Below are 23,446 nucleotides of genomic sequence, written 5' to 3' on the forward strand. Positions count from 1 at the left end.
CTCCTACAGGTTTTATGTCGTTCCCCAATTTTGTGAACAACACAAAACCTGTAGGAGCATGGCTTGCCCGCGATGGCGGCAGAACAAACGCCAGAGATTTAGAAGGAAGGCGCTCGCTGTCTGCGCTTCCACTGACTCAACCGCTGCTGCAGATTCAACGGGCTATGAATCTGCAACTGCCGCGCCCGGCTGAACAGAATCAACGCCAGCTCAGCAGTGGCCAACGCATCGGCACTGGCATTGTGGCGCTCGAACACTTCCAGTTTGAACCAGTCGATCCACTGATCCAGCCCGGCATCGCGAATGTGCGCCTGAGGGCAAAGCAGCGGCGCGATGTCTGCCACATCCAGAAACGGATGCTGCAACTTGTAGCCCAGATGATCTTTCAGCGCGCGCCCGAGCATGTGCTGATCGAACGGCGCATGAAATGCCAGCACCGGGCTGTCGCCGAGGAACTCCATGAACTCGACCAGGGCCTGAGCCGGATCGCTGCCCGCAGCAATCGCACTCGGCCCCAGGCCATGGATCAACACGCTGGGAGCCAATTTCATGTCGGCGCATTGCAACGTGCGTTCGAACTGCTGGCTGAAGTCGATCGCCCCGTCCTCGATCACTACCGCGCCGATGGACAACACCCGATCCTTGTTCAGGTTCAGCCCGGTGGTTTCCAGGTCGAGCACCACCCAGCGTTGTTCGCGCAGGCTGCATTCGCCCAGCTCTGCCGCCGGGGGCAAGCGTTGCAGGCGTTGTTGAAGGTCGCAGGGAAGGCTGGGACCTGCCGGACGCAGCCATGAAAACAGGCTCATAGCTGATACCTCAGGGCCAGGCTGCTTTGCAGGCGTTGGGCCTGGCGCAGGGATTCACGCAGGATCCGTCGATCCAGATGATTGAGGCTGTCCGGATCGACCCGGTTGGAGTAGGGCAAATTCTCCCGGGTCTGTAGCTGATGTTGCTGCATGCGGGTTTGCTGAATGAAGTGGTAGGCCTCTTCGTACGCCGCACCGTCCAGCCGTTCGATGACTTCTTTGTCCACCAGTTGGCGAAAGCGCTCCAACGTGTTGTTCGCCTCGACCCCATGGGCCAAGGCGAGCAGTCGGGCACCGTCGACAAACGGCGTCAGCCCCTGGATTTTCAAGTCCAGAGTGGCTTTCTCGCCATTCTTGCGAGCCAGTACGAACTCACGGAAACGTCCCACGGGCGGACGGTTGCGCAGGGCGTTCTCGGCCATCATCCGTTGGAACAGTCGGTTGTCATTCACCTGATCGAGAATACCCTGACGCAGCTGCTCGCAGCCTTGCTCGTCACCCCAGACCACCCGCAAGTCGAAATAAATGCTCGAACCCAACAGGTTCTCCGGCGTGGCCTCGCGGATAAACGCGGCAAAACGTCGTGACCATTCGGCCCGGGACAGACACAGCTCGGGGTTGCCGGCCATGATGTTGCCTTTGCACAGGGTGAAACCGCAAAGCGCCAGGCTTTGGTTGATCTGCTGGGCGATGGGCAGCAATTTGCCGCGAATCTCGGCGGCGTGGGCCGCATCCCGGGCTTCGAAGAGAATGCCGTTGTCCTGATCGGTGTGCAGCGTCTGTTCGCGACGGCCTTCGCTACCGAAGCACAGCCAGCTGAACGCAATGCCGGGGTCGCCTTTCTCGGCGAGGGTCAGTTCGATCACCCGGCACACTGTGTGGTCGTTGAGCAGGGTGATGATGTGCGTGATCTGGGTTGAAGAGGCGCCGTGGGCCAGCATGCGCTCCACCAGTTGGCCAATCTCGCCGCGCATCGCGACCAGGTTTTCCACCTTCTGGGCGCTACGGATAGTCCGCGCCAGATGCACCAGATCGACCCGTTGCAGGGAAAACAGATCACGTTCCGAGACCACGCCGCACAGGCGATGATCCTTCACCAGGCAGACGTGGGCGATGTGCCGCTCGGTCATGGCAATCGCCGCATCGAAGGCGCTGTGGTCCGGCGACAGGAAAAACGGCGCCTGGGTCATGTGGCGCTCGATGGCTTCGTTGAAATCGTTAGTGCCGTCGGCCACCACATGGCGCAGGTCGCGCAGGGTGAAAATCCCCAGCGGCGCTTTATGTTCGTCGACCACCACAATGCTGCCGACCTGCTGCTCATGCATCAGGGTCACGGCTTCACGCAGTGGCGTGGTCGGGTTGCAGGTGACCGGATGGCGCATGGCCAATTCACCCAGGCGGGTATTGAGCGAGTACTGCGTGCCGAGAGTTTCCACGGCTTTTTGCTGGACTTGCTGGTTGACCTGATCCAGCAGGCTGCTCACGCCGCGTAGGGCAAAGTCGCGAAACGCGTTGGAAAGTGCGAACAGTTTGATGAACGCCAGCTTGTTCAGCTGTAGGCAAAAAGTGTCTTCGGAGGCCAGATGTTCGGTACGCGTCGCGCGCTCACCCAGCAGCGCGGCGAGGGGGAAACACTCGCCGGTGGTGATTTCGAAGGTGGTTTCGGTGCCGCCCTTGGCCGTATGGGGGCGTTCACCCACGACCCGGCCTTGCTTGACGATGTAGAAATGCTCGACCGGGCCGTCGGCGGGCTTGAGGATGCTCTCGCCGGGTGCATAAAAACGCAGCTGACACTGCTCGACCAGGTACGCCAGGTGGGCGTGTTCCATCTGATTGAAGGGCGGGAAGCGCTGAAGGAATTGCAAAGTGCCCTGGATGTTTTGCAACACCGCGGTTTTCCCTGCCTGTGTGAAGGCGTCCGCTTTACTCATAACCATTACCGCAGTCTTTTTTGAATTGTTGTTGTCGGATGACTGAGCCATGGTCGGCCCCTGCGCGCGGGGTGCCCATTGGACGTAAGTCTAGGTAGGCAGTGAGGCTGTCGATATTTGGGAAATGTCTGACGCAACTGTGGGAAAAACCTCCTACATTGGCTATAGGAAACTTTTCCGACGAAGTGCACATTGAAGGTCTGCTTAGCGATGTCTGACCGATGTGCTAGGGAATAGAAATGAAAACGTAGAGTAAGCCATGTCCGACCACGATATTTTGAGTGACGCTGAGCGCAAGGCGCTGAGTGACGTCATGCTGGAACCCGACCTGCCGCCGCAGCGGGTGCTGATCGTCGATGACGATAAAGATGCGCGCGAGTTGCTGTCGGAGATTCTGGCCCTGGACGGAGTGCGCTGCGTGACCGCCGCCAGTGGCGAAAGCGCACTCAAAATGTTGGAGACGACGCCATCGATTGGCCTGGTGATTACCGATCTGCGGATGGGAAATGTCGATGGTCTGGACCTGATTCGTCAGGTTCGTGAGTCGGTTCGGGCGGCAATGCCGATCATCATCGTTTCCGGTGACGCCGACGTGGAAGACGCGATCGCCGCGATGCATTTAAGCGTGGTCGACTTCCTGCTCAAGCCTGTCGATACCGGCAAGCTGTTGGCGCTGGTCAAGCATGAGTTGGGAATGGATGTGTAGTAACCGATTTGAAACAAAAAAGCCCTGATCTTTCGATCAGGGCTTTTTTTGTCCGGCGTCAGCGCTCAGTCAAAGGCCATTGGCAGCCTTGAACTCGCGACGGCGACGGTGCAGGACCGGCTCGGTGTAGCCATTCGGCTGCTTCGTGCCTTCGACCACCAGTTCGACCGCCGCCTGGAAGGCGATGTTGCTGTCGAAGTCAGGTGCCAGCGGACGATACAGCGGGTCATTGGCGTTCTGACGGTCAACCACTGGTGCCATGCGCTTGAGGCTTTCCATGACCTGATCTTCGGTGACGATGCCGTGACGCAGCCAGTTGGCGATGTGCTGGCTGGAAATGCGCAGCGTCGCACGGTCTTCCATCAGGCCGACGTCATTGATGTCCGGCACTTTCGAACAGCCCACGCCCTGGTCGATCCAGCGCACCACATAACCGAGAATGCCCTGGGCGTTGTTGTCCAGTTCGTTCTTGATCTGCTCTGCAGTCCAGTCCGGTTTGACGGCCAGCGGGATAGTCAGGATGTCATCCACCGAAGCGCGCGCACGTTTGGCCAACTCGGCCTGACGGGCGAACACATCGACCTTGTGGTAATGCAGCGCATGCAGCGCAGCAGCGGTCGGCGATGGAACCCAGGCAGTGTTGGCACCGGCCAGCGGGTGAGCGATTTTCTGTTCGAGCATCGCAGCCATCAGGTCGGGCATCGCCCACATGCCTTTACCGATCTGCGCGCGACCTTGCAGGCCGGTGCTCAAACCGATATCGACGTTCCAGTTCTCGTAGGCGCCGATCCACTTCTCAGCCTTCATGTCCGCCTTGCGTACCATCGGGCCGGCTTCCATGGAGGTGTGGATTTCATCGCCGGTACGGTCGAGGAAACCGGTGTTGATGAACACTACACGCTCGCTGGCCGCCTTGATGCAGGCCTTGAGGTTGACCGTGGTACGGCGTTCCTCGTCCATGATCCCGACTTTCAGCGTATTACGTGGCAAACCGAGTACTTCTTCGATGCGACCGAACAGCTCGTTGGTGAACGCTGCTTCTTCCGGGCCGTGCATCTTCGGTTTCACGATGTAGACCGAGCCGGTGCGGCTGTTCTTGCGCGAGTTGTTGCCGTTGAGGCTGTGGATGGCCGCGAGGCTGGTGATCAGGCCGTCGAGGATGCCTTCCGGCACTTCGTTGCCGTCTTTATCGAGGATTGCGTCGATGGTCATCAGGTGACCGACGTTGCGCACGAACAGCAGCGAACGACCATGCAGGCTCAGTTCTTTACCATCGACACCGGTGTAAGTGCGGTCGGCGTTCATGGTGCGGGTAAAAGTCTGATCGCCCTTGGAGACTTGTTCCGACAGATCGCCCTTCATCAGGCCGAGCCAGTTGCGGTAGATCACCACTTTGTCATCGGCATCGACGGCGGCGACGGAGTCTTCGCAGTCCATGATGGTGGTCAGCGCGGCTTCCATCAGGATGTCTTTGAGGCCGGCAGCATCGGTCTGGCCGACCGGGGTGCTGGCATCGATCTGGATTTCGAAGTGCAGGCCGTTGTTTTTCAGCAGGATCGCGGTTGGAGCCGCTGTATCGCCGTGGAAACCGATCAGTTGCGCATCATCGCGCAGACCGGTGTTGCTGCCGCCTTTAAGGGCGACCACCAGTTTGCCGTCAACAATCTTGTAGCCGGTGGAATCGACGTGAGTGCCGGCAGCCAATGGCGCCGCTTCGTCGAGGAAGGCACGGGCGAAGGCGATGACCTTGTCGCCGCGAACCTTGTTGTAGCCTTTGCCTTTTTCCGCGCCGTCAGCTTCGCTGATGGCATCGGTGCCGTAGAGCGCGTCATACAGCGAACCCCAACGGGCGTTCGAGGCATTGAGCGCGAAACGGGCGTTCATCACCGGAACCACAAGCTGTGGACCGGCCATGCGGGCGATTTCGTCATCGACGTTTTGCGTCGTTGCCTGGAAATCAGCCGCTTCTGGCAGCAGATAACCGATGTCTTGCAAGAAGGCTTTATAGGCCACGGCGTCGTGTGGTTGACCGGCACGGGATTGGTGCCAGCCATCGATACGAGCCTGGAAATCATCGCGTTTGGCGAGTAGGGCTTTGTTCTTCGGCGCCAGGTCATGAATGACCTTATCGGCACCGGCCCAGAACTTATCGGCGGTGAGGCCGGTACCGGGAATGGCTTCGTTGTTCACGAAGTCGAACAGGACTTTGGCGACCTGCAGGCCACCGACTTGAACGTGTTCAGTCATTGCTTGCCTCACTCTGCTCAGCTATTTCGCTTTTCAGCTCTTCAATTTAACAATGAAGCCTCTGGCATTTAAACCACAAACCTGTTGACCAGTACATGCCATTGCGGGCGGCTGGGTTTTGACCAATCAACGGCGTTGAGGCCTTGCTGACGGGGCTTTCAGGGTTGTGGCTGCACCTGCGGCAGACATCGATCCAGCGTTATGTAGTGCGCGCTGCGGCATACTACATGATGAATTGCGCTTGTGAAAATTAGACTAATTACGTCGTTCTGCGACGCCATGACGCATTGCGGTCACGTCGGGGAACAGGATGTTCTCAAAAAACCATTGGATTGTTCCAGTTAAATATAAAAACTTGTACACGATTTGTTTTTCCAACTAGATCGGCGGTGCCCCATTCGCGAGTAGGCTCGCTCCCACAAAGGCCTGCGCGAATCCTGTGGGAGCGAGCCTGCTCGCGAAGGCGTCAGCCGATTCAGCGCAGCAACCACCTTTGCCTATACTTCTTTTTCTATAACAAAAGAGGGCTGCGCCATGGACCACCTCGTACTCACTGTATTCGCTCCGGACAAGCCTGGGCAGGTCGAGCGCATTGCCCAATGCATCGCCGAGCACGGCGGTAACTGGCTGGAGAGTCGCATGTCGCGCATGGCCGGGCAGTTCGCTGGGATTCTTCGCGTGGGCGTGCCGGCCGAGGCCTACGATGAATTGGTCGATGCCCTACAGGCGTTGTCCGCCCATGGCATTCGCGTGCTGATTGCCGAAAGCGGCATCGAGCAATCCTGCACCTGGAAACCGATAGCCATGGAGTTGGTGGGCAACGACCGCCCCGGGATCGTACGCGACATCACGCGTCTGCTGAGTGAGCAGGGGGTGAACCTGGAGCGTCTGGTGACTGAAGTACGTCCGGCGCCGATGAGCAGCGAGCCTTTATTCCACGCTGAAGCGATTCTCGCAGTGCCGTTGACGCTGTCCCTGGACGTGCTGCAATCGCGCCTGGAAACCCTGGCGGATGATTTGATGGTCGAATTGGTGCTGCGCAGTGAACCCTGAACAGGTTATCCAAGTTATACGTGCACCTGCCTGTGGATAACCTGTAGAGACTGTCCTCTAGGCCACGTCGTCCGGGACTCTTGAGGAGCTGATCAAAAAACCAGCAGTTTCAGAGACTTGCACACAAACGCCGGGGATCACGCTGTGGATAACCTTGGGAAGGATCGATGCAGGCCACGGGAGCCGTGGCTTGCAGAGGTTTGTGCGTTTTTTGATCAGCGGCGGCGGCGCAGACTTATCCACGCGTCGATGCTGTAAACCGCCAGGCCCGCCCAGATAAAGATGAACGCTACCAGTGTGCTCGACGACAATTGTTCGCCAAACAACAGAACGGCCTGCAACAGCACCAGGGTCGGTGCCAGGTATTGGAGGAATCCCAACGTCGTGTAGGGCAAATGCCGTGCAGCGGCGTTGAAACACACCAGCGGCACCAGCGTCACCGGACCGGCGGCCACCAGCCACCAGGCTTCGGACGTGGTCCAGAATTCGGGCTGAGCGCTGGTGGCCGTCTGATTGAATAGCAGCCAGGCAATCGCAATCGGCACCAGCATCCAGGTTTCCACCACCAGACCCGGTAACGCCTTGACCGGTGCCTGTTTGCGGATCAGTCCGTAGAAACCGAAGGTCAGCGCCAGCACCAACGACACCCACGGCAGACTGCCGACTTGCCAGACCTGTTGCGCGACGCCGACCGCCGCGAGGCCAACCGCCAGCCATTGCATGCGTCGCAGCCGTTCGCCAAGGATCAGCATGCCCAACAGCACGTTCACCAGCGGGTTGATGTAGTAACCGAGACTGGCTTCGAGCATGCGCCCGTTGTTCACCGACCAGACGTAGGTCAGCCAGTTGGCCGCGATCAGCGTGCCGCTCAGGGCCAGGATCGCCAGGCGTTTCGGGTTGTCACGCAACTCGCGCCACCAGCCCGGATGTTTCCACACCATCAGCAGCAAGGTGCCGAACAGCGCGGACCAGAGCACTCGGTGGATGATGATCTCCACGGCGGGCACGCTGGCGATGGCTTTGAAGTAGAGCGGGAAAAGTCCCCAGATGATGTAGGCACTCAGGCCCAGAATGTACCCGCGACGCGGGTTGGCGGCTTGCATGCAGAATCCTTGCTTAGGCAGCTAACAAAGAGGGGATTGTAAGGCGGTTGTATAGACGTGTCGTGTCGCTTTTTTTTTTGTAGAGCATGGCTTGCCCGCGATTGGATCGATGCGGTCTGTCTGGCGGACCGCGTTATCGTTCATCGCGGGCAAGCCTTGCTCCTACAAGGAGACGCGGTGTTTAAAAGAGTTTTAGGGGCTCTTCATTGAGCGCAGCCAGTTGTTCGCGCAAGGCCAACACCTGGTCGCCCCAATACCGTTCACTGCCGAACCACGGAAAACTGTGCGGGAATGCCGGGTCGTCCCAGCGGCGGGCGAGCCAGGCGCTGTAGTGCATCAGGCGCAAGGCGCGCAGCGGTTCGATCAACGCCAGTTCCCGCGGATCGAAGTCGTGGAACTCACTGTAGCCGTCCATCAATTCCGACAACTGACCGAGACATTCCTGACGATCACCCGCCAGCATCATCCAGATGTCCTGCACCGCAGGGCCCATGCGGCAGTCGTCGAGGTCGACGATGTGGAACATCTCGTCGCGGCACATCATGTTGCCGGGGTGGCAGTCGCCGTGCATGCGGATGTTCTTGTGCGGCGTGGCCTTGTAGACCTCTTCCACCCGCTTGAGCAGGTCACGGGCCACGGACTCGTAGGCGGGCAGCAGACTTTTGGGTACGAAATTGCCTTCGAGCAATGTCGTCAGCGAGTCATGACCGAAATTTTTCACACCCAGCGCTTCGCGGTGTTCGAACGGTTTGGTAGAGCCGACGGCGTGCAGGCGACCGAGCAGTTGCCCCAGGCGATACAGCTGATCGAGATTGCCCGGCTCCGGCGCACGGCCACCACGGCGGGGGAACAGGGTGAAACGGAAACCGTTGTGTTCGTGCAGGCTGGCACCGTTGTGAATCATCGGCGCGACCACCGGTACGTCGCATTCGGCAAGTTCGAAAGTGAATTGGTGTTCTTCGAGAATCGCTTCGTTGGTCCAGCGCTGCGGACGGTAGAACTTGGCGATCAGCGGCTCGGAGTCTTCGATACCGACCTGATAGACACGGTTCTCGTAGCTGTTGAGCGCCAGAATGCGCGCGTCGCTGAGAAAGCCGATGCTTTCGACGGCATCGAGCACGAGGTCTGGGGTGAGGGTTGCAAACGGGTGGGCCATGCTGACTCCTGCGCGCAGCAGGCTGCCGCGTCCGGCCAAACATGGTAGCGCAGACGGGGTGTCTTTAGGGGGATCGTTCCCACGCTCTGCGTGGGAATGCCTCACCGGACGCTCCGCGTCCGTTTCTGGGACGCAGAGCGTCCCGGGCTGCATTCCCACGCGGAGCGTGGGAACGATCACCAGGGTGGGACTTTTATCAGGCGCCGACGATGCCGCCATCTTCCCGGGAAATCGCCATCACCGAAGACCGCGGCTTGCCATTCGGCAGATGCTCAGGGAACGTCGACCCGCCGTTTTCCCCCGGATGCTGAATCCCGACAAACAAAGTCTTCTGATCCGGCGAGAAGCTGATCCCCGTCACCTCGCAGCCCACTGGCCCGACCATGAAGCGGCGGATCTCCCCGGTGACCGGGTCAGCGCAGAGCATCTGGTTATTGCCCATGCCCGCGAAGTCGCCTGCGTTGCTCGAATCGCCATCGGTCAGAATCCACAACCGCCCAGCCTTGTCGAAACCCAAGCCGTCCGGGCTGTTGAACATGTTCTGCGGTGTGATGTTCGATGAACCGCCCTTCGGCGTGCCGGCGTGGACGCCCGGGTTGCCGGCGACCACAAACAGGTCCCAGGCAAAGCTTTTCGAGCCGTGATCGTCACGGTCAGTGCGCCAGCGCAGAATCTGCCCGTAGACGTTCTTCTCGCGCGGGTTCGGCCCGCCCACCGGTTGCCCGTCCTCGCCACGCTTGGCGTTGTTGGTCAGCGTGCAGTAGACCTGGCCATCCTTGGGGCTGACGACGATCCACTCCGGGCGGTCCATGCGCGTAGCTTTCACCACGCTGGCCGCGAGGCGGGCGTGAATCAACACTTCGGCTTGATCGGCGAAACCGCTGCTGGCGTCGATGCCGTTTTTGCCGTGGGTCAGTTCGATCCACTCGCCCTGGCCTTTCGGGTGATCGGCATTGCCGTCGCCCGCATCGAAGCGCGCCACGTACAAGGTGCCGTGGTCCAGCAGGTCGCGGTTGGCCTTGGGGTTTTTGTGGTTGATCCTGTCGCGGCTGACAAATTTGTAGATGAACTCGCCGCGTTCATCGTCGCCCATGTACACCACGGCGTGACCGTCACTGGTTTCGGCCAGTGCGGCGTTTTCATGTTTGAAGCGGCCCAGCGCGGTGCGTTTGACGGGCGTCGATTTCGGGTCGAACGGGTCGATTTCCACGACCCAACCGTGACGGTTGAGTTCGTTCGGATTCTTCGCCAGGTCGAAACGCTCGTCGTGTGGGTGCCAGTTGATCTCTTTGCTGGTCGCTACGGCGCCGTAGCGTTTTTGCGCGGCGTCGAATTTTTGTTCGGCATTGCTGCTGCCGAAGCAGTCAGTGAAGTTCTCTTCGCAGGTCAGATACGTGCCCCACGGCGTCTTGCCGTTGGCGCAGTTCTGGAAGGTGCCGAGGACGTTCTTGCCGTGTGGGTCTGCACTGGTTTTCAGCAGTTCGTGGCCGGCGGCCGGACCGCTCAGACTGATCGGCGCGTTGCCGTGAATCCGCCGGTTGTAGCGCGAGCCCTGGACGAAATGCCATTGGCCGTTCTTGCGCTGCACTTCGATCAACGACACGCCTTCACAGGCCAGTGCCTTGCGCACGTCAGCAGCCGATTGCGGCATGCCGCCGTGGGCGTAGAGGTAGCGATAGTTGGTGTATTCGTTGTTGATCGCCATCAGCGCCCGGTTATTGTCACCGGGAAATTCAAACAGGCTCATGCCGTCGTTGTTGTCGCCGAACTGGACTTCCTGATGTTCGGCGGTGCCGTTGCCGCTCGGGTCGAACGCCGGGCCGTTCTTCTGCAGGGGTTGGCCCCAACTGATCAATACCGAAGATTTGTAGCCTGGCGGCAGGGTGATGGCGTCGCTGGTGGCGGCGGGAATACTGTCAAAACCCAACAGTTTGCTGGAGCCGGCGCTGACGCTGGCGGCCAGCACGCTGCGGCTCAGCAGGCTGCCGCCCAGGAACATGGCTGCACCGCAAAGGGCGCCAGCGCTGATGAAACCTCGACGGCTGAGGCCGACCATGTTCTCGAGGTCGGTGGATTGGTTGTCTTCTAATAGGCTCACATCAGGCTCCCTGCGGGTTTTTGCAGTCACCTTAATGAGCGTTAATGACACTTGTGTTTCAAAGCGGTGTACCGAGCAAAACGTTGGAGGGCGCGAACTGCACCCGCACCGGTTTATTGGCGGCCAGACCGAGGGTTCTCAAGTGCAGCGGTTCGGCCAGCGCGCAGAGTGTCTGGCCATTGGGCAGGCCGATGCGCACTTCGCTGGGGCCGTCCTCGGCGTCGAGAATTTCTTCGATGATGCCCTTCAGGCAATTATTGCCAGGTGTTGCCACTTGATCGATGCCCAGCAACTCCAGCCAACCGGCCTTGATCAGCGCGACCACTACGGTGCCGGTTTCCAGTTCCAGACGCGTGGTGCTGTCGTGAGTGATCTGCGCATCAATGCTCAAACCTTCGGCCAATTCAAGACGAATACGGTCGTTGTGCCCTTGGGTATCAATCGCCACGACCTTGCCATGCAGTTGATTGCGCGCGCTGGTTCTGAGCATCAGTCGGCCGAGCAGGTCGAGATCGCTGGCCTCTTCGGCGGCTTCCAGCACCTGAGCCTGCAAGGCTTGCAGCTTTTGATACAGGCGCAATACGCGCTCGCCTTCGCTGGAGAGTTTGGCGCCACCGCCGCCCTTGCCGCCGACACTGCGCTCCACCAACGGCTTTTGCGCGAGGTTGTTCAGCTCATCGATGGCGTCCCAGGCCGCTTTGTAACTCAGCCCCGCACTTTTCGCGGCGCGGGTGATCGAGCCTTGTTCGGCAATGTGTTGCAGCAACGCGATGCGCTGCGGACGACGGACAATGTGCTGCGACAACAACGTAGGCAAGGACATGGCAAGACGCTTTGGGCTGTGACGATGGGAAGGACGTTGGCTGCTGGGAGCCCGGGAGTCAAGTCAGGTCATATCCTTGTAGGAGTGAGCCTGCTCGCGATGGGGTCATCAATTTCACCATAGATGTGACGGATAGACCGTCATCGCGAGCAGGCTCGCTCCCACCCTGAATGCCACTAAATCAGGGGGTATCGCCAGGTTTTGGGGTGCGGGCCAGGCAGTAGACATCGACCCGAGCGGCGCCGGCGTCCATCAACAGACGAGCCAGGGCTTGCGCCGTGGCGCCGGTGGTCAACACATCGTCCACCAATGCTAAATGACGACCCTTGATGCATGCATCAGGTGCCAGGGCGAAGGCGTTGCGCAGGTTCTTTTTGCGGGCCTCGGCATTCAGGTCCTGTTGGGCGCTGGTGTCCTGAGTTCTCAGCAACAGCGTTTCATCGCACGGAATGTCGAGGCTGGTGCTGAGCCAGCGGGCGAGCATCGCGGCCTGGTTGAAACCCCGTTGGCGCAGTCGTTTGGAGGCCAGCGGAACCGGGATGAGCGCATCGGGTCGATTCAGGTCTTCATCAAAGCGATGTTGCAGGAACTGAGTGAGAAGTTCGGCGAGCAGGCGACCAAACGGCCACTTCGCAGCGTGTTTGAAGCGTGTGATCAGCGTGTCCACCGGAAAGCTGTAAGTCCAGGGCGTGGCGACCCGCTCAAAGGCGGGCGGTTGTTTCAGGCATTGGCCGCAGGTGAGGCCAGCGGTGGGCAACGGCAGGGCGCAGGTTTGGCATTGATCGCCCAGCCAAGGCAACTCCGTTTCACAGGCCATGCAGATGGGTGTGCGTTCATCGGCGGGTTCTGAACAGAGCAAACAAGATTGATCGTTTTTTAACCAGATGTAAACCGGTCCTTCGTATCGTGGTTGACAGCGCATGAGTCTTCCTTAAATATGCCGAACATCCGTGTCGCGTCTGTGGGTATTCCATTCCCCCAGCCGCTTGCCAAGCATAAAACAAAGGAAACGCCCATGAGCGCCAGCACCACTGCAACCCTGCGTCATGACTGGTCTTTGGCCGAAGTCAAAGCACTCTTCGTTCAGCCATTCAACGACCTGTTGTTCCAGGCGCAGACGGTGCACCGCGCGCATTTCGACGCCAATCGGGTCCAGGTGTCGACGCTGCTGTCGATCAAAACCGGTGCCTGCCCGGAAGATTGCAAATATTGTCCGCAGTCCGGTCACTACAACACCGGCCTGGAAAAAGAAAAGCTGATGGAAGTGCAGAAGGTCCTCGAAGAGGCCGCTCGCGCCAAGGCCATCGGTTCGACCCGTTTCTGCATGGGCGCGGCGTGGAAACATCCGTCGGCCAAAGACATGCCTTACGTGCTGGAAATGGTCAAAGGCGTGAAAGCCATGGGCCTGGAAACCTGCATGACCCTCGGTCGCCTTGATCAGGACCAGACCGTCGCTCTGGCTGACGCCGGCCTCGACTACTACAACCACAACCTCGATACCTCGCCTGAGTTCTACGGCAGCATCATCACCACCCGCACTTACAGCGAGCGCCTGCAAACCCTGGCCTACGTGCGTGAGTCTGGGATGAAGATCTGCTCCGGCGGCATTCTCGGCATGGGTGAGTCGCTTGATGATCGCGCCAATCTGCTGATCCAGCTGGCCAACCTGCCGGAACACCCAGAGTCGGTGCCGATCAACATGTTGGTGAAAGTCGCCGGTACGCCGCTGGAAAATGCTGACGATATCGACCCGTTCGACTTCATCCGCATGCTGGCTGTCGCACGCATCCTGATGCCGCAATCCCACGTGCGCCTGTCCGCCGGCCGCGAAGCGATGAACGAGCAGATGCAGGCCCTGGCGTTCTTTGCTGGCGCGAATTCGATTTTCTACGGCGAAAAACTGCTGACCACCGCCAACCCGCAGGCCGACAAGGACATGCAACTGTTTTCACGCCTGGGCATCCTGCCGGAAGCGCGTGAAGAGCACGCTGACGAAGTCCATCAGGCCGCGATTGAACAGGCGCTGGTTGAGCAGAAGAGCAGCGAGCAGTTCTATAACGCTGCCGTCTGACCATCCTGCTTTGTAGGAGCAAGGCTTGCCCGCGATTGATACGCCTCGGTCTGTCTGAATAACTGCGGCGATCCTATCGCGAGCAAGCTTTGCTCCTACAGGGGCTGTACCTCTTTTCTCATCGCGAGGTCTGCATGTCTTTCGATCTCAGCGCGCGCCTTGCTGCCCGTCGTGCCGAAAATCTCTACCGCCAACGCCCATTGCTCGAAAGCCCTCAAGGCCCGGAAGTGGTGGTCGATGGTCGGCCGTTGCTGGCGTTCTGTAACAACGATTACCTGGGCCTGGCCAATCACCCGCAAGTGATCGAAGCCTGGCGCGCTGGTGCCGCTCGTTGGGGCGTTGGCGGTGGTGCTTCGCATCTGGTGATCGGCCACAGCGGCCCACATCACGCACTCGAAGAAGCCCTGGCCGAGTTCACCGGTCGTCCGCGCGCGCTGTTGTTCACCACCGGTTACATGGCCAACCTCGGCGCGGTCACTGCGCTGGTCGGGCAGGGCGATACGGTGCTGGAAGACCGGCTCAATCACGCGTCCCTGCTGGATGCGGGTCTGTTGTCCGGAGCTCGCTTCAATCGCTATCTGCACAACGACGCGGCGAGTATGGCCAAGCGTCTCGAGAAGGCGACCGGCAATACCCTGGTGGTCACCGACGGCGTGTTCAGCATGGACGGCGACATCGCCGACCTGCCGGCGTTGGCGCGGGAAGCCAAGGCTAAAGGCGCCTGGTTGATGGTTGATGACGCTCACGGCTTTGGTCCGCTGGGTGCCAATGGTGGCGGGATCGTCGAGCATTTCGGCTTGAGTCAGGAAGACGTGCCGGTGCTTGTCGGCACCCTCGGTAAGGCGTTCGGGACCGCCGGGGCTTTTGTGGCTGGCAGCGAAGAGCTGATCGAGAGCCTGATCCAGTTCGCCCGTCCCTACATTTACACCACCAGCCAGCCGCCGGCGCTGGCCTGCGCGACGCTGAAAAGCCTTGAGTTGCTGCGCACTGAGCACTGGCGACGTGAACATCTGAAAACGTTGATCCGCCAGTTCCGCCACGGTGCCGAACAGATCGGCCTGGAGTTGATGGACAGCTTCACGCCGATCCAGCCGATCATGATCGGCGATGCCGGGCGTGCGGTTCGACTGTCGCAGATGCTGCGTGAACGCGGTCTGATGGTCACTGCGATCCGTCCTCCGACCGTGCCCGCCGGCAGCGCCCGACTGCGAGTGACCCTGACCGCCGCCCACAGCGAGGCGCAGGTACAGCTATTGTTAAATGGACTGGCCGATTGTTTTCAACAACTGGGACCGGAGCCAAGCCATGCGTGATCGCCTGATTCTGCTGCCCGGCTGGGGGCTCGGCATTTCTCCCCTGGAGCCCTTGGCGGCAGCGTTGCAAGGACTGGATGAACGCTTGCGGGTCGAGATCGAACCGTTGCCGGAACTGCAATCGAGCGATCTTGAGGAGTGGCTCGATGAGCTGGATTCGACGGTGCCTCAGGACGCCTGGCTCGGCGGCTGGTCGCTGGGCGGCATGCTCGCTTCAGAGTTGGCAGCCCGGCGCGGCGATCGCTGCTGCGGCTTGCTGACCCTGGCGAGCAATCCTTCTTTTGTCGCCCATGAGCAATGGCCGAGTGCAATGCCTGCCGAAACGTTCGATGCGTTTCTGGCCGGTTGCAAGGCTGATCCGCGCATGACGTTGAAACGTTTCTCGCTGCTCTGCGCTCAGGGGGCCGAAGACCCGCGTGGCTTGTCTCGGCTGTTGCTCGGTGGCGCGCCACACACTTCGGCAGAGGTGCTGATGAGCGGCCTGGAGTTGCTCGCACAACTGGATACCCGCCAGGCTTTGCAGGCGTTCCGCGGCCCGCAACTGCACTTGTTCGCCGGCCTCGACGGACTGGTTCCAGCCGAAGCGGCGAGTGATCTGCTGACATTGCTGCCGGATGTTGAAATCGGTCTGATCGAGCAGGCCAGTCACGCGTTTCTTCTGGAAGACCCTCACGGTGTGGCGGGGGCGATTCAGGCCTTTTTGCATGAGTGCGGTGATGACTGATTTATCCCTTCCCAACCTGCCCGGCGGTTTGCCCGACAAACGCCAGGTGGCGGCCTCTTTTTCCCGTGCGGCGGCAAGCTACGACAGCGTGGCCGAATTTCAGCGCGATGTTGGCAGTGAATTGTCGAGTCGTTTGCCTGAGGACTTTGTGCCGGGTGTCTGGCTGGACCTGGGCTGCGGCACCGGGCATTTCAGCCGTGCATTGGGTGAGCGATTTCCTGCCAGTCACGGACTGGCATTGGACATCGCCGAAGGTATGCTCAATCACGCCCGGCCGTTGGGTGGCGCAACGCATTTCATCGCAGGCGATGCCGAGCGGTTACCGTTGCAGGATTCGACCTGCGATCTGATCTTCTCCAGCCTGGCGGTGCAGTGGTGTGCGGACTTCGCTTCGGTGCTCAGTGAAGCCAATCGGGTGCTGAAACCAGGCGGAATTTTCGCGTTTGCTAGTCTATGCGTAGGCACACTGTTCGAGCTGCGTGACAGCTGGCGACAGGTGGATGGCATGGTGCACGTCAACCGCTTTCGCGAGTTCGGGGTTTATCAACAGCTTTGCGCGGACAGTGGGTTGAGCGTCGCGAGTCTGGAAACCCGACCGCACGTGTTGCATTACCCGGATGTGCGCAGCTTGACCCATGAACTGAAGGCGCTGGGTGCCCACAACCTGAACCCCGGTCGGCCGGGTGGTTTGACCGGCAGGGCGCGGATCCTCGGTTTGATCGAGGCTTATGAGCGGTTTCGTCAGGCCAAAGGATTGCCGGCGACTTATCAAGTGGTCTACGCCGTGTTGGAGAAACCCTTATGAGCGCCGCCTATTTCATCACCGGTACTGACACTGATGTCGGCAAGACCACCATTGCCGCAGCTTTGCTGTATGCCGCGCGGTCGGCCGGTTTGAGTACGGCGGCGGGCAAACCGGTCGCCTCTGGATGCGATGTGACGCCCAAGGGCTTGCGCAATGCCGATGCGTTAGCGTTGCTGGCGGAGTGCTCAGTGCCTTTGACTTATGCACAGGTCAACCCTATGGCGTTCGAGCCGCCGATCGCGCCGCACTTGGCCGCGCGGGAGGCCGGCGTGGCATTGACGGTGCAATCACTGTTGACGCCCATGCGGGAAATTCTCGATATGCAGGCGGACTTCACCTTGATCGAAGGCGCTGGAGGCTGGCGAGTGCCTTTGGCGGATCAGGACAATCTGTCGGACCTGGCGATGGCGCTGGGCCTGCCGGTGATTTTGGTGGTGGGCGTGCGCCTGGGTTGCATCAACCATGCGCTACTGACGGCCGAGGCGATTGCTCAGGACGGTTTGCAGTTGGCAGGGTGGGTGGCCAATATCATCGATCCGAAGACTTCGCGTCTGGAAGAAAACCTTGCGACACTCGCTGAGCGGATCCCGGCGCCGTGCCTTGGGCGTGTGCCGAAACTCAAGTTGATGACCGCTGAAGCAGTGGCGGAGCATCTGCAACTGGATTTACTGGACTGAGTTTTCTGGCAGGGTTTTAACTATGACAAGGCACTGTGCTATTAGTGTTTTTGTCGGGCCTTTTGTCAGTGGGTCTGGTTCAATGGCCGCTGTTGATCCTTTGTAGGACGAGTTCTCCCATGGAAATCTCAGGAAACACCGCTTTTTATGCCGGTCTGAGCACTATTCAGACAGGGCAGAACCGTGTCGATCAGGCCTCTGGCCAGATTGCCAACACGACGATTGAGCGTTCGGTGACCAGCCAGTCTTCCGAGGCTCAGGTTGATCGTCTGCGCTCGGTGGATCGCAGTCAGCAGTCGGACCTGGCCAGTAACATGGTCGAGATGTCCCAAGGCAAATTTCAGGTTGAACTGGGTGTCAAAGTTGCCAAGGCATCCGATGAAATGCTCGGTACGCTGATTGATACCTACGCTTGAATCCTCGCTGAACCCGCACCTTCCACGCCGCGAATATTCGCGGCGTTTTTCTGCGTAAATCCTTCTCCCTCAACTAATCTTTCCTCCACTGCGTATTGCTCAGGCGACGGTGTTGCGTGGCTGTGGGTCTGGTATTTACCCCGGGTAATGACGAACGGCAAAAGATCGGCGCTTGACAAGATTTAGGCGTAAACGTATGTTTCAAACAACTGTTTGACCGTCACAACAAATCAACGCGGTCGTTCATTCCCGGTTACATCAGCAGAGGTTTATCGCTATGCCTGACTACAAGGCCCCCTTGCGTGATATTCGCTTCGTTCGTGACGAACTGCTCGGCTACGAAGCGCACTATCAGAGCCTTCCGGCTTGCCAGGACGCTACTCCAGACATGGTTGACGCCATTCTCGAAGAAGGCGCCAAGTTTTGTGAGCAGGTGCTGGCTCCGCTGAACCGCGTGGGTGACACCGAAGGCTGCACCTGGAGCGAGTCCGGCGTTAAAACCCCGACCGGTTTCAAAGAAGCTTACAAACAATTCGTCGAAGGCGGCTGGCCAAGCCTGGCCCACGACGTAGAGCACGGCGGCCAAGGCCTGCCGGAATCTCTGGGTCTGGCCGTCAGCGAAATGGTTGGCGAAGCCAACTGGTCGTGGGGCATGTACCCAGGCCTGTCCCATGGCGCGATGAACACCATTTCCGAGCACGGCACGCCTGAGCAGCAAGAGGCTTACCTGACCAAGCTGGTTTCCGGCGAATGGACCGGCACCATGTGCCTGACCGAACCGCATTGCGGCACCGACCTGGGCATGCTGCGCACCAAGGCTGAACCTCAGGCCGACGGTTCTTACAAAGTCTCCGGCACAAAGATCTTCATCTCGGCCGGTGAGCACGACATGGCCGACAACATTGTCCACATCGTGCTGGCACGTCTGCCGGATGCGCCAGCTGGCACCAAAGGCATTTCGCTGTTCATCGTTCCCAAGTTCATGCCGAATGAAGACGGTTCGGTCGGCGCACGCAACGCAGTGACCTGTGGTTCCCTGGAACACAAGATGGGCATCCACGGTAACGCCACCTGCGTGATGAACTTCGACGCGGCCACCGGTTACCTGATCGGCCCGGCGAACAAAGGCCTGAACTGCATGTTCACCTTCATGAACACCGCACGTCTGGGCACCGCGCTGCAAGGTCTGGCTCACGCCGAGATCGGCTTCCAGGGCGGTCTGAAATACGCTCGTGATCGTCTGCAAATGCGCTCCCTGACTGGCCCGAAAGCGCCGGAAAAAGCCGCTGACCCGATCATCGTTCACCCTGACGTACGTCGTATGCTGTTGACCATGAAAGCCTTCGCCGAAGGCAACCGTGCGATGGTTTACTTCACTGCCAAGCAAGTCGACATCGTCAAGTACGGCGTGGACGAAGAAGAGAAGAAGAAGGCCGACGCACTGCTGGCGTTCATGACGCCAATCGCCAAAGCCTTCATGACTGAAGTCGGCTTCGAATCCGCCAACCACGGCGTGCAAATCTACGGCGGCCACGGCTTCATCGCCGAGTGGGGCATGGAGCAGAACGTTCGCGACAGCCGCATTTCGATGCTGTACGAAGGCACCACCGGTATCCAGGCACTCGACTTGCTGGGCCGTAAAGTGCTGATGACTCAAGGCGAAGCCCTGAAAAGCTTCACCAAGATCGTCCACAAGTTCTGCCAGACCAACGAAGGCAACGAAGCGGTCAAAGAGTTCGTCGAGCCATTGGCTGCGCTGAACAAAGAGTGGGGCGAGCTGACCATGAAGGTCGGCATGGCGGCCATGAAGGATCGCGAAGAAGTCGGCGCGGCGTCGGTGGATTACCTGATGTACTCCGGTTACGCCTGCCTGGCTTACTTCTGGGCGGACATGGCGCGTCTGGCTGCCGAAAAACTGGCTGCCGGCACCACCGAAACGGCGTTCTACACCGCCAAGCTGCAGACTGCGCGCTTCTACTTCCAGCGCATCCTGCCGCGTACCCGCACTCACGTTGTCACCATGCTGTCGGGCGCCAACAACCTGATGGACATGAAAGAAGAAGACTTCGCGCTGGGTTACTAAGCCCCACGTTGTCTCTTCATAAAGCCGCTGCTTCCTCGGAAGCAGCGGCTTTTTTGTGCGCGTTATCTGCGTGTAAATATTCCTGACCAAAACGCTAAGAAGAATGCAAATGCTGCCGTTAAAGAGGGTGGCGATGTGACATGTCGCCCGAAGAGGAGGCACAATGCCATCCTTGTTTGCCGGGTTGGAGCTTTACCCTTGCCGCGTTCTTCCGCTGTACGTTTCAGCCATTTCCTGCCGTCATTACTGCTTTTGCTCGCGGGGCTGGCGGCTGCGTACGTGAAGGATCTGAACGTCTTTTTCACCTCGCTGTTCAACGTACTGCCAACCTTGGTGTTGTTGCTCGGCGGTGCTTACTGCGCGGTTTACCGACGTCAGCGTGAGCTGTTTCTGATGGTCACGGTGTACATCGCCTACTTCCTGCTCGACACCCAGACCGATTATTACCGCGACAACGGCAAGGTTCGTGAAGACGCCGCTGTGGTCTTCCATCTGTGCTGCCTGTTGCTGCCGCTGCTATTTGGTGTGTTCGCCGCCTGGCAGGAGCGCACCCACCTGTTCCAGGACATGGTGGCGCGATTCGCCGTGTTGCTGGCTTTTGGTAGCGTGGCGTTGGGACTGGAACAAAGTTACCCACAGGCGCTGTTGATGTGGCTGTCGGAGATCCGCTGGCCAGCGTTGCATGGCGCCTGGATGAGTCTGATCCAGTTGTCTTATCCCGTGTTCATCGCCTCGTTTGTATTGCTGGCCTGGCAATACTGGCGCAACCCGAGACCCTTGCATGCTGCCCAATTGGTGGGCCTGCTCGGGTTGTTCTGGATGTTGCCGAAAACCTTCATCCTGCCGTTTACCCTGAACATCATGTGCAGTCAGGTGATGTTGATGATTGCCGCAGCGGTCGCCCACGAGGCCTACCAAATGGCCTTCCGCGACGAACTCACCGGCCTGCCGGGCCGCCGCGCCTTGAACGAGCGGATGCAGCGGTTGGGGCGCAATTACGTGTTGGCGATGAGCGATGTCGATCACTTCAAGAAATTCAATGACACCCACGGTCACGATGTCGGCGATCAGGTGCTGCGACTAGTCGCCAGCAAACTGTCGAAAATCGGTGGTGGCGGTAGGGCGTATCGCTACGGCGGTGAGGAATTCGCCCTAGTGTTCGCAGGCAAGACCCTCGAAGAGTGCATGCCGCACCTGGAAGTCATCCGCGAGTCCATCGCCACCTACAACATTCAACTGCGCAATCAGGACAGCCGCCCTCAGGACGACCAGCAGGGTCGTCAACGTCGCGCAGGCTCGGGCGCCTCAAGTGTGTCGGTCACCGTCAGCATCGGCGTGGCCGAACGACTGGAGCAACGCACTCCCGAGAAAGTGCTCAAGTCCGCTGACGAGGCGCTCTACAGTGCCAAGGGCGCGGGGCGAAACTGTGTGGTGGCGTTCGGTCAGAGCCGTCGTGGTGCGGTGCGCATGGACGCTGCTACTGATTGAGTGATGATGGCGCATTCAGCGTCTGGACTGTGATTGTGAGGTCGGGTGTGCGGCAGTAGGTTTGGGGAATCTGCTGCCGGAGAAATGACCATGCCTGAGTACAAAGCTCCCCTGCGCGACATGCGCTTTCTGATCGACCACGTCTTCGATTTTCACAGCAACTACGCCGCGCTGGGTGCCACCGATGCCAGCCCGGACATGGTCAATGCGATCCTCGAAGAAGGTGCGAAATTCTGTGAGAACGTTCTCGCACCGCTGAACCGCAGCGGCGACGAAGAAGGCTGCCATTTCGACAATGGTGTGGTGACTACGCCTACAGGCTTCAAGCAGGCCTTCGCACAATACGTTGAAGGAGGCTGGCACGGTCTTGCGGCTGATCCGGTTTACGGTGGCCAGGGTTTGCCGAGTTCGCTGGGGCTGGTCATTAGCGAAATGGTCGGCTCCAGCAACACCTCCTGGGGCATGTACCCCGGCCTGACTCACGGCGCGATGTCAGCAATCCACGCCCATGGCACTGAAGAACAGAAACAGACATACCTGAGCAAGCTCACCGCCGGCCAATGGACCGGCACCATGTGCCTGACCGAAGCCCATTGCGGCACAGACCTGGGCATCATCAAAACCCGCGCCGTGCCTGCGACCGACGGCAGCTATGCGATTTCCGGCAGCAAGATCTTCATCTCCGCCGGCGAGCACGACATGAGTGAAAACATCATTCACCTGGTGCTGGCGAAACTGCCAGACGCCCCGGCCGGGACCAAGGGCATTTCACTGTTCATCGTTCCTAAATTCCTACCCAACGACGAAGGTGAGGCGGGGGAGCGCAACGGCGTTTCCTGCGGCTCGATCGAACACAAAATGGGCATCAAGGCCTCGGCTACCTGCGTGCTGAACTTCGATGATGCCAAGGGCTTCTTGATCGGTGAGCCGAACAAGGGCCTGAATTGCATGTTCACCATGATGAACCATGCTCGGCTGGGCACCGGCATGCAGGGTTTATGTCTCGGGGAGGCGAGCTTTCAAGGCGCGATCAAGTACGCCAATGATCGTCTGCAAATGCGCGCGCTGACCGGCCCGAAAGCGCCGGAAAAAGCCGCCGATCCGATCATCGTTCATCCTGATGTGCGCAGGATGTTATTGACCATGAAGGCCTTCAACGAAGGCAATCGGGCACTGACTTATTTCACCGCGCAATTGCTCGACGTGGCGCACCTGAGCGCGGATGAAACGGCGCGTCAGGAGGCCGAAGACCTGCTGGCGTTCCTCACGCCGATCTGCAAAGCCTTCATGACCGATACCGGGCTGGAAGTGACCAACCACGGCGTGCAGGTGTTCGGTGGTCACGGTTTCATCCGCGAGTGGGGCATGGAACAGTTGGTACGCGACTGCCGGATTGCACCGATCTACGAAGGCACCAACGGCATTCAGGCGCTGGACTTGCTTGGCAGAAAAGTCCTCGGCAGCCAGGGGAAACTGCTGCGCGGGTTCACCAGAATCGTCCACAAGTTCTGTGCGGCAAACGCCGGACACCCGCAACTCGCCAGCTACGTTGCGCAGCTCAACGAGCTGAATCAGCAGTGGGGAGAGGTGACCACAAAAGTCGGCATGGCGGCGATGAAAAATCCGGATGAAGTCGGCGCGGCGTCGGTGGATTACCTGATGTACAGCGGTTACATCATCCTCGGCTATCTGTGGCTGCGCATGGCGCTGGTCGCTCAGGCACAGCTCGATTCGGGCAGTGGCGATGCCGATTACTGCCAGGCAAAACTGGCGACCAGCGAGTTTTACTTCAAGCGATTGTTACCACGCACGGCGGCTCATCGTGCGGCCATCGAGGCGGGCAGCGATTGTCTGATGAACCTGCCAGCGGAGTTATTCGCACTATAGTGTTTCAAACCGACGTAAAAGAGCCCGCCTAGTTGCGGGCTTCTTTAATGGCTTGCTTT

19 protein-coding genes are annotated in these 23,446 nt (G+C 59.4%); 11 read left to right on the top strand and 8 right to left on the bottom strand.

Annotation, left to right across the window (positions count from 1 at the left end):
• Positions 1 to 98 precede the first annotated feature (98 nt).
• Both IB252_RS14190 and IB252_RS14195 read right to left on the bottom strand, forming a co-directional pair.
• On the bottom strand, positions 99 to 806 hold the full coding sequence (locus IB252_RS14190; protein ID WP_192409253.1) for a PolC-type DNA polymerase III: 708 nt from the start codon (positions 804 to 806) through the stop codon (positions 99 to 101).
• Positions 803 to 2,743 carry a putative nucleotidyltransferase substrate binding domain-containing protein gene (locus tag IB252_RS14195; protein WP_192409254.1) on the bottom strand — a complete coding sequence of 647 codons (1,941 nt, stop codon included), beginning with the start codon at positions 2,741 to 2,743 and terminating at the stop codon, positions 803 to 805. The genes IB252_RS14190 and IB252_RS14195 overlap by 4 nt, the downstream gene beginning before the upstream one ends.
• 253 nt (positions 2,744 to 2,996) lie before the next feature.
• Between IB252_RS14195 and IB252_RS14200 the strand changes: the two genes are divergently transcribed.
• A complete protein-coding gene (locus IB252_RS14200) occupies positions 2,997 to 3,443 on the top strand; it encodes a response regulator (RefSeq protein WP_111448558.1) in 447 nt (148 codons plus the stop codon).
• A gap of 69 nt (positions 3,444 to 3,512) precedes the next feature.
• Here the strand turns inward: IB252_RS14200 and IB252_RS14205 are convergent, their stop codons facing one another.
• A complete protein-coding gene (locus IB252_RS14205; RefSeq protein WP_192409255.1) occupies positions 3,513 to 5,690 on the bottom strand; it encodes a malate synthase G in 2,178 nt (725 codons plus the stop codon).
• Between the two features lie 534 nt (positions 5,691 to 6,224).
• On the opposite strand from IB252_RS14205, the gene IB252_RS14210 reads away from it, so the two are divergent.
• Positions 6,225 to 6,743, top strand: a complete 519-nt coding sequence (locus IB252_RS14210) for a glycine cleavage system protein R (RefSeq protein WP_007947710.1) — start codon at positions 6,225 to 6,227, stop codon at positions 6,741 to 6,743.
• A gap of 215 nt (positions 6,744 to 6,958) precedes the next feature.
• On the opposite strand, the gene rarD is transcribed toward IB252_RS14210, so the two are convergent.
• The 5 genes from rarD to IB252_RS14235 form a co-directional block, all read right to left on the bottom strand.
• The gene (gene rarD, locus IB252_RS14215) at positions 6,959 to 7,846 is read right to left on the bottom strand and encodes an EamA family transporter RarD (RefSeq protein WP_111448560.1); all 888 of its coding nucleotides are present in this window, start codon (positions 7,844 to 7,846) and stop codon (positions 6,959 to 6,961) included.
• Positions 7,847 to 8,027: 181 nt separating this feature from the next.
• Positions 8,028 to 9,002 carry a serine/threonine protein kinase gene (locus IB252_RS14220; protein WP_111448561.1) on the bottom strand — a complete coding sequence of 325 codons (975 nt, stop codon included), beginning with the start codon at positions 9,000 to 9,002 and terminating at the stop codon, positions 8,028 to 8,030.
• Positions 9,003 to 9,198: 196 nt separating this feature from the next.
• Positions 9,199 to 11,100 carry a PhoX family protein gene (locus tag IB252_RS14225; RefSeq protein WP_192409256.1) on the bottom strand — a complete coding sequence of 634 codons (1,902 nt, stop codon included), beginning with the start codon at positions 11,098 to 11,100 and terminating at the stop codon, positions 9,199 to 9,201.
• Between the two features lie 58 nt (positions 11,101 to 11,158).
• Complete coding sequence (locus IB252_RS14230; RefSeq protein WP_192409257.1) at positions 11,159 to 11,923, bottom strand: TOBE domain-containing protein; 765 nt, start codon at positions 11,921 to 11,923, stop codon at positions 11,159 to 11,161.
• A gap of 181 nt (positions 11,924 to 12,104) precedes the next feature.
• Positions 12,105 to 12,845, bottom strand: a complete 741-nt coding sequence (locus tag IB252_RS14235) for a ComF family protein (RefSeq protein ID WP_192409258.1) — start codon at positions 12,843 to 12,845, stop codon at positions 12,105 to 12,107.
• Between the two features lie 93 nt (positions 12,846 to 12,938).
• Here IB252_RS14235 and bioB point away from each other — a divergent pair, with 93 nt between their 5' ends.
• The 9 genes from bioB (at position 12,939) to IB252_RS14280 (ending at position 23,387) form a co-directional block, all read left to right on the top strand.
• Entirely contained in the window at positions 12,939 to 13,994 is a 1,056-nt protein-coding gene (bioB, locus tag IB252_RS14240; protein ID WP_008147151.1) for a biotin synthase BioB, read from the top strand.
• Between the two features lie 134 nt (positions 13,995 to 14,128).
• On the top strand, positions 14,129 to 15,307 hold the full coding sequence (bioF, locus tag IB252_RS14245) for an 8-amino-7-oxononanoate synthase (RefSeq protein WP_192409259.1): 1,179 nt from the start codon (positions 14,129 to 14,131) through the stop codon (positions 15,305 to 15,307).
• The gene (locus tag IB252_RS14250) at positions 15,300 to 16,031 is read left to right on the top strand and encodes an alpha/beta fold hydrolase (protein ID WP_192409260.1); all 732 of its coding nucleotides are present in this window, start codon (positions 15,300 to 15,302) and stop codon (positions 16,029 to 16,031) included. Before bioF ends, IB252_RS14250 begins: the two co-directional genes overlap by 8 nt.
• Entirely contained in the window at positions 16,024 to 16,836 is an 813-nt protein-coding gene (gene bioC, locus IB252_RS14255) for a malonyl-ACP O-methyltransferase BioC (protein WP_192409261.1), read from the top strand. The genes IB252_RS14250 and bioC overlap by 8 nt, the downstream gene beginning before the upstream one ends.
• Complete coding sequence (gene bioD, locus IB252_RS14260; RefSeq protein ID WP_111448569.1) at positions 16,833 to 17,513, top strand: dethiobiotin synthase; 681 nt, start codon at positions 16,833 to 16,835, stop codon at positions 17,511 to 17,513. The genes bioC and bioD overlap by 4 nt, the downstream gene beginning before the upstream one ends.
• A 119-nt stretch (positions 17,514 to 17,632) precedes the next feature.
• Positions 17,633 to 17,929, top strand: a complete 297-nt coding sequence (locus IB252_RS14265; RefSeq protein WP_046045346.1) for a hypothetical protein — start codon at positions 17,633 to 17,635, stop codon at positions 17,927 to 17,929.
• A gap of 277 nt (positions 17,930 to 18,206) precedes the next feature.
• Positions 18,207 to 20,012 carry a phenylacyl-CoA dehydrogenase gene (locus tag IB252_RS14270; protein WP_111448570.1) on the top strand — a complete coding sequence of 602 codons (1,806 nt, stop codon included), beginning with the start codon at positions 18,207 to 18,209 and terminating at the stop codon, positions 20,010 to 20,012.
• 198 nt (positions 20,013 to 20,210) lie between these two features.
• Positions 20,211 to 21,500, top strand: a complete 1,290-nt coding sequence (locus tag IB252_RS14275) for a GGDEF domain-containing protein (RefSeq protein ID WP_111448571.1) — start codon at positions 20,211 to 20,213, stop codon at positions 21,498 to 21,500.
• 90 nt (positions 21,501 to 21,590) lie between these two features.
• Positions 21,591 to 23,387, top strand: a complete 1,797-nt coding sequence (locus IB252_RS14280; RefSeq protein WP_192409262.1) for an acyl-CoA dehydrogenase C-terminal domain-containing protein — start codon at positions 21,591 to 21,593, stop codon at positions 23,385 to 23,387.
• Positions 23,388 to 23,446 lie beyond the last annotated feature (59 nt).

This window comes from Pseudomonas sp. PDM10 (genome assembly GCF_014852295.1).
Classification (GTDB): domain Bacteria; phylum Pseudomonadota; class Gammaproteobacteria; order Pseudomonadales; family Pseudomonadaceae; genus Aquipseudomonas.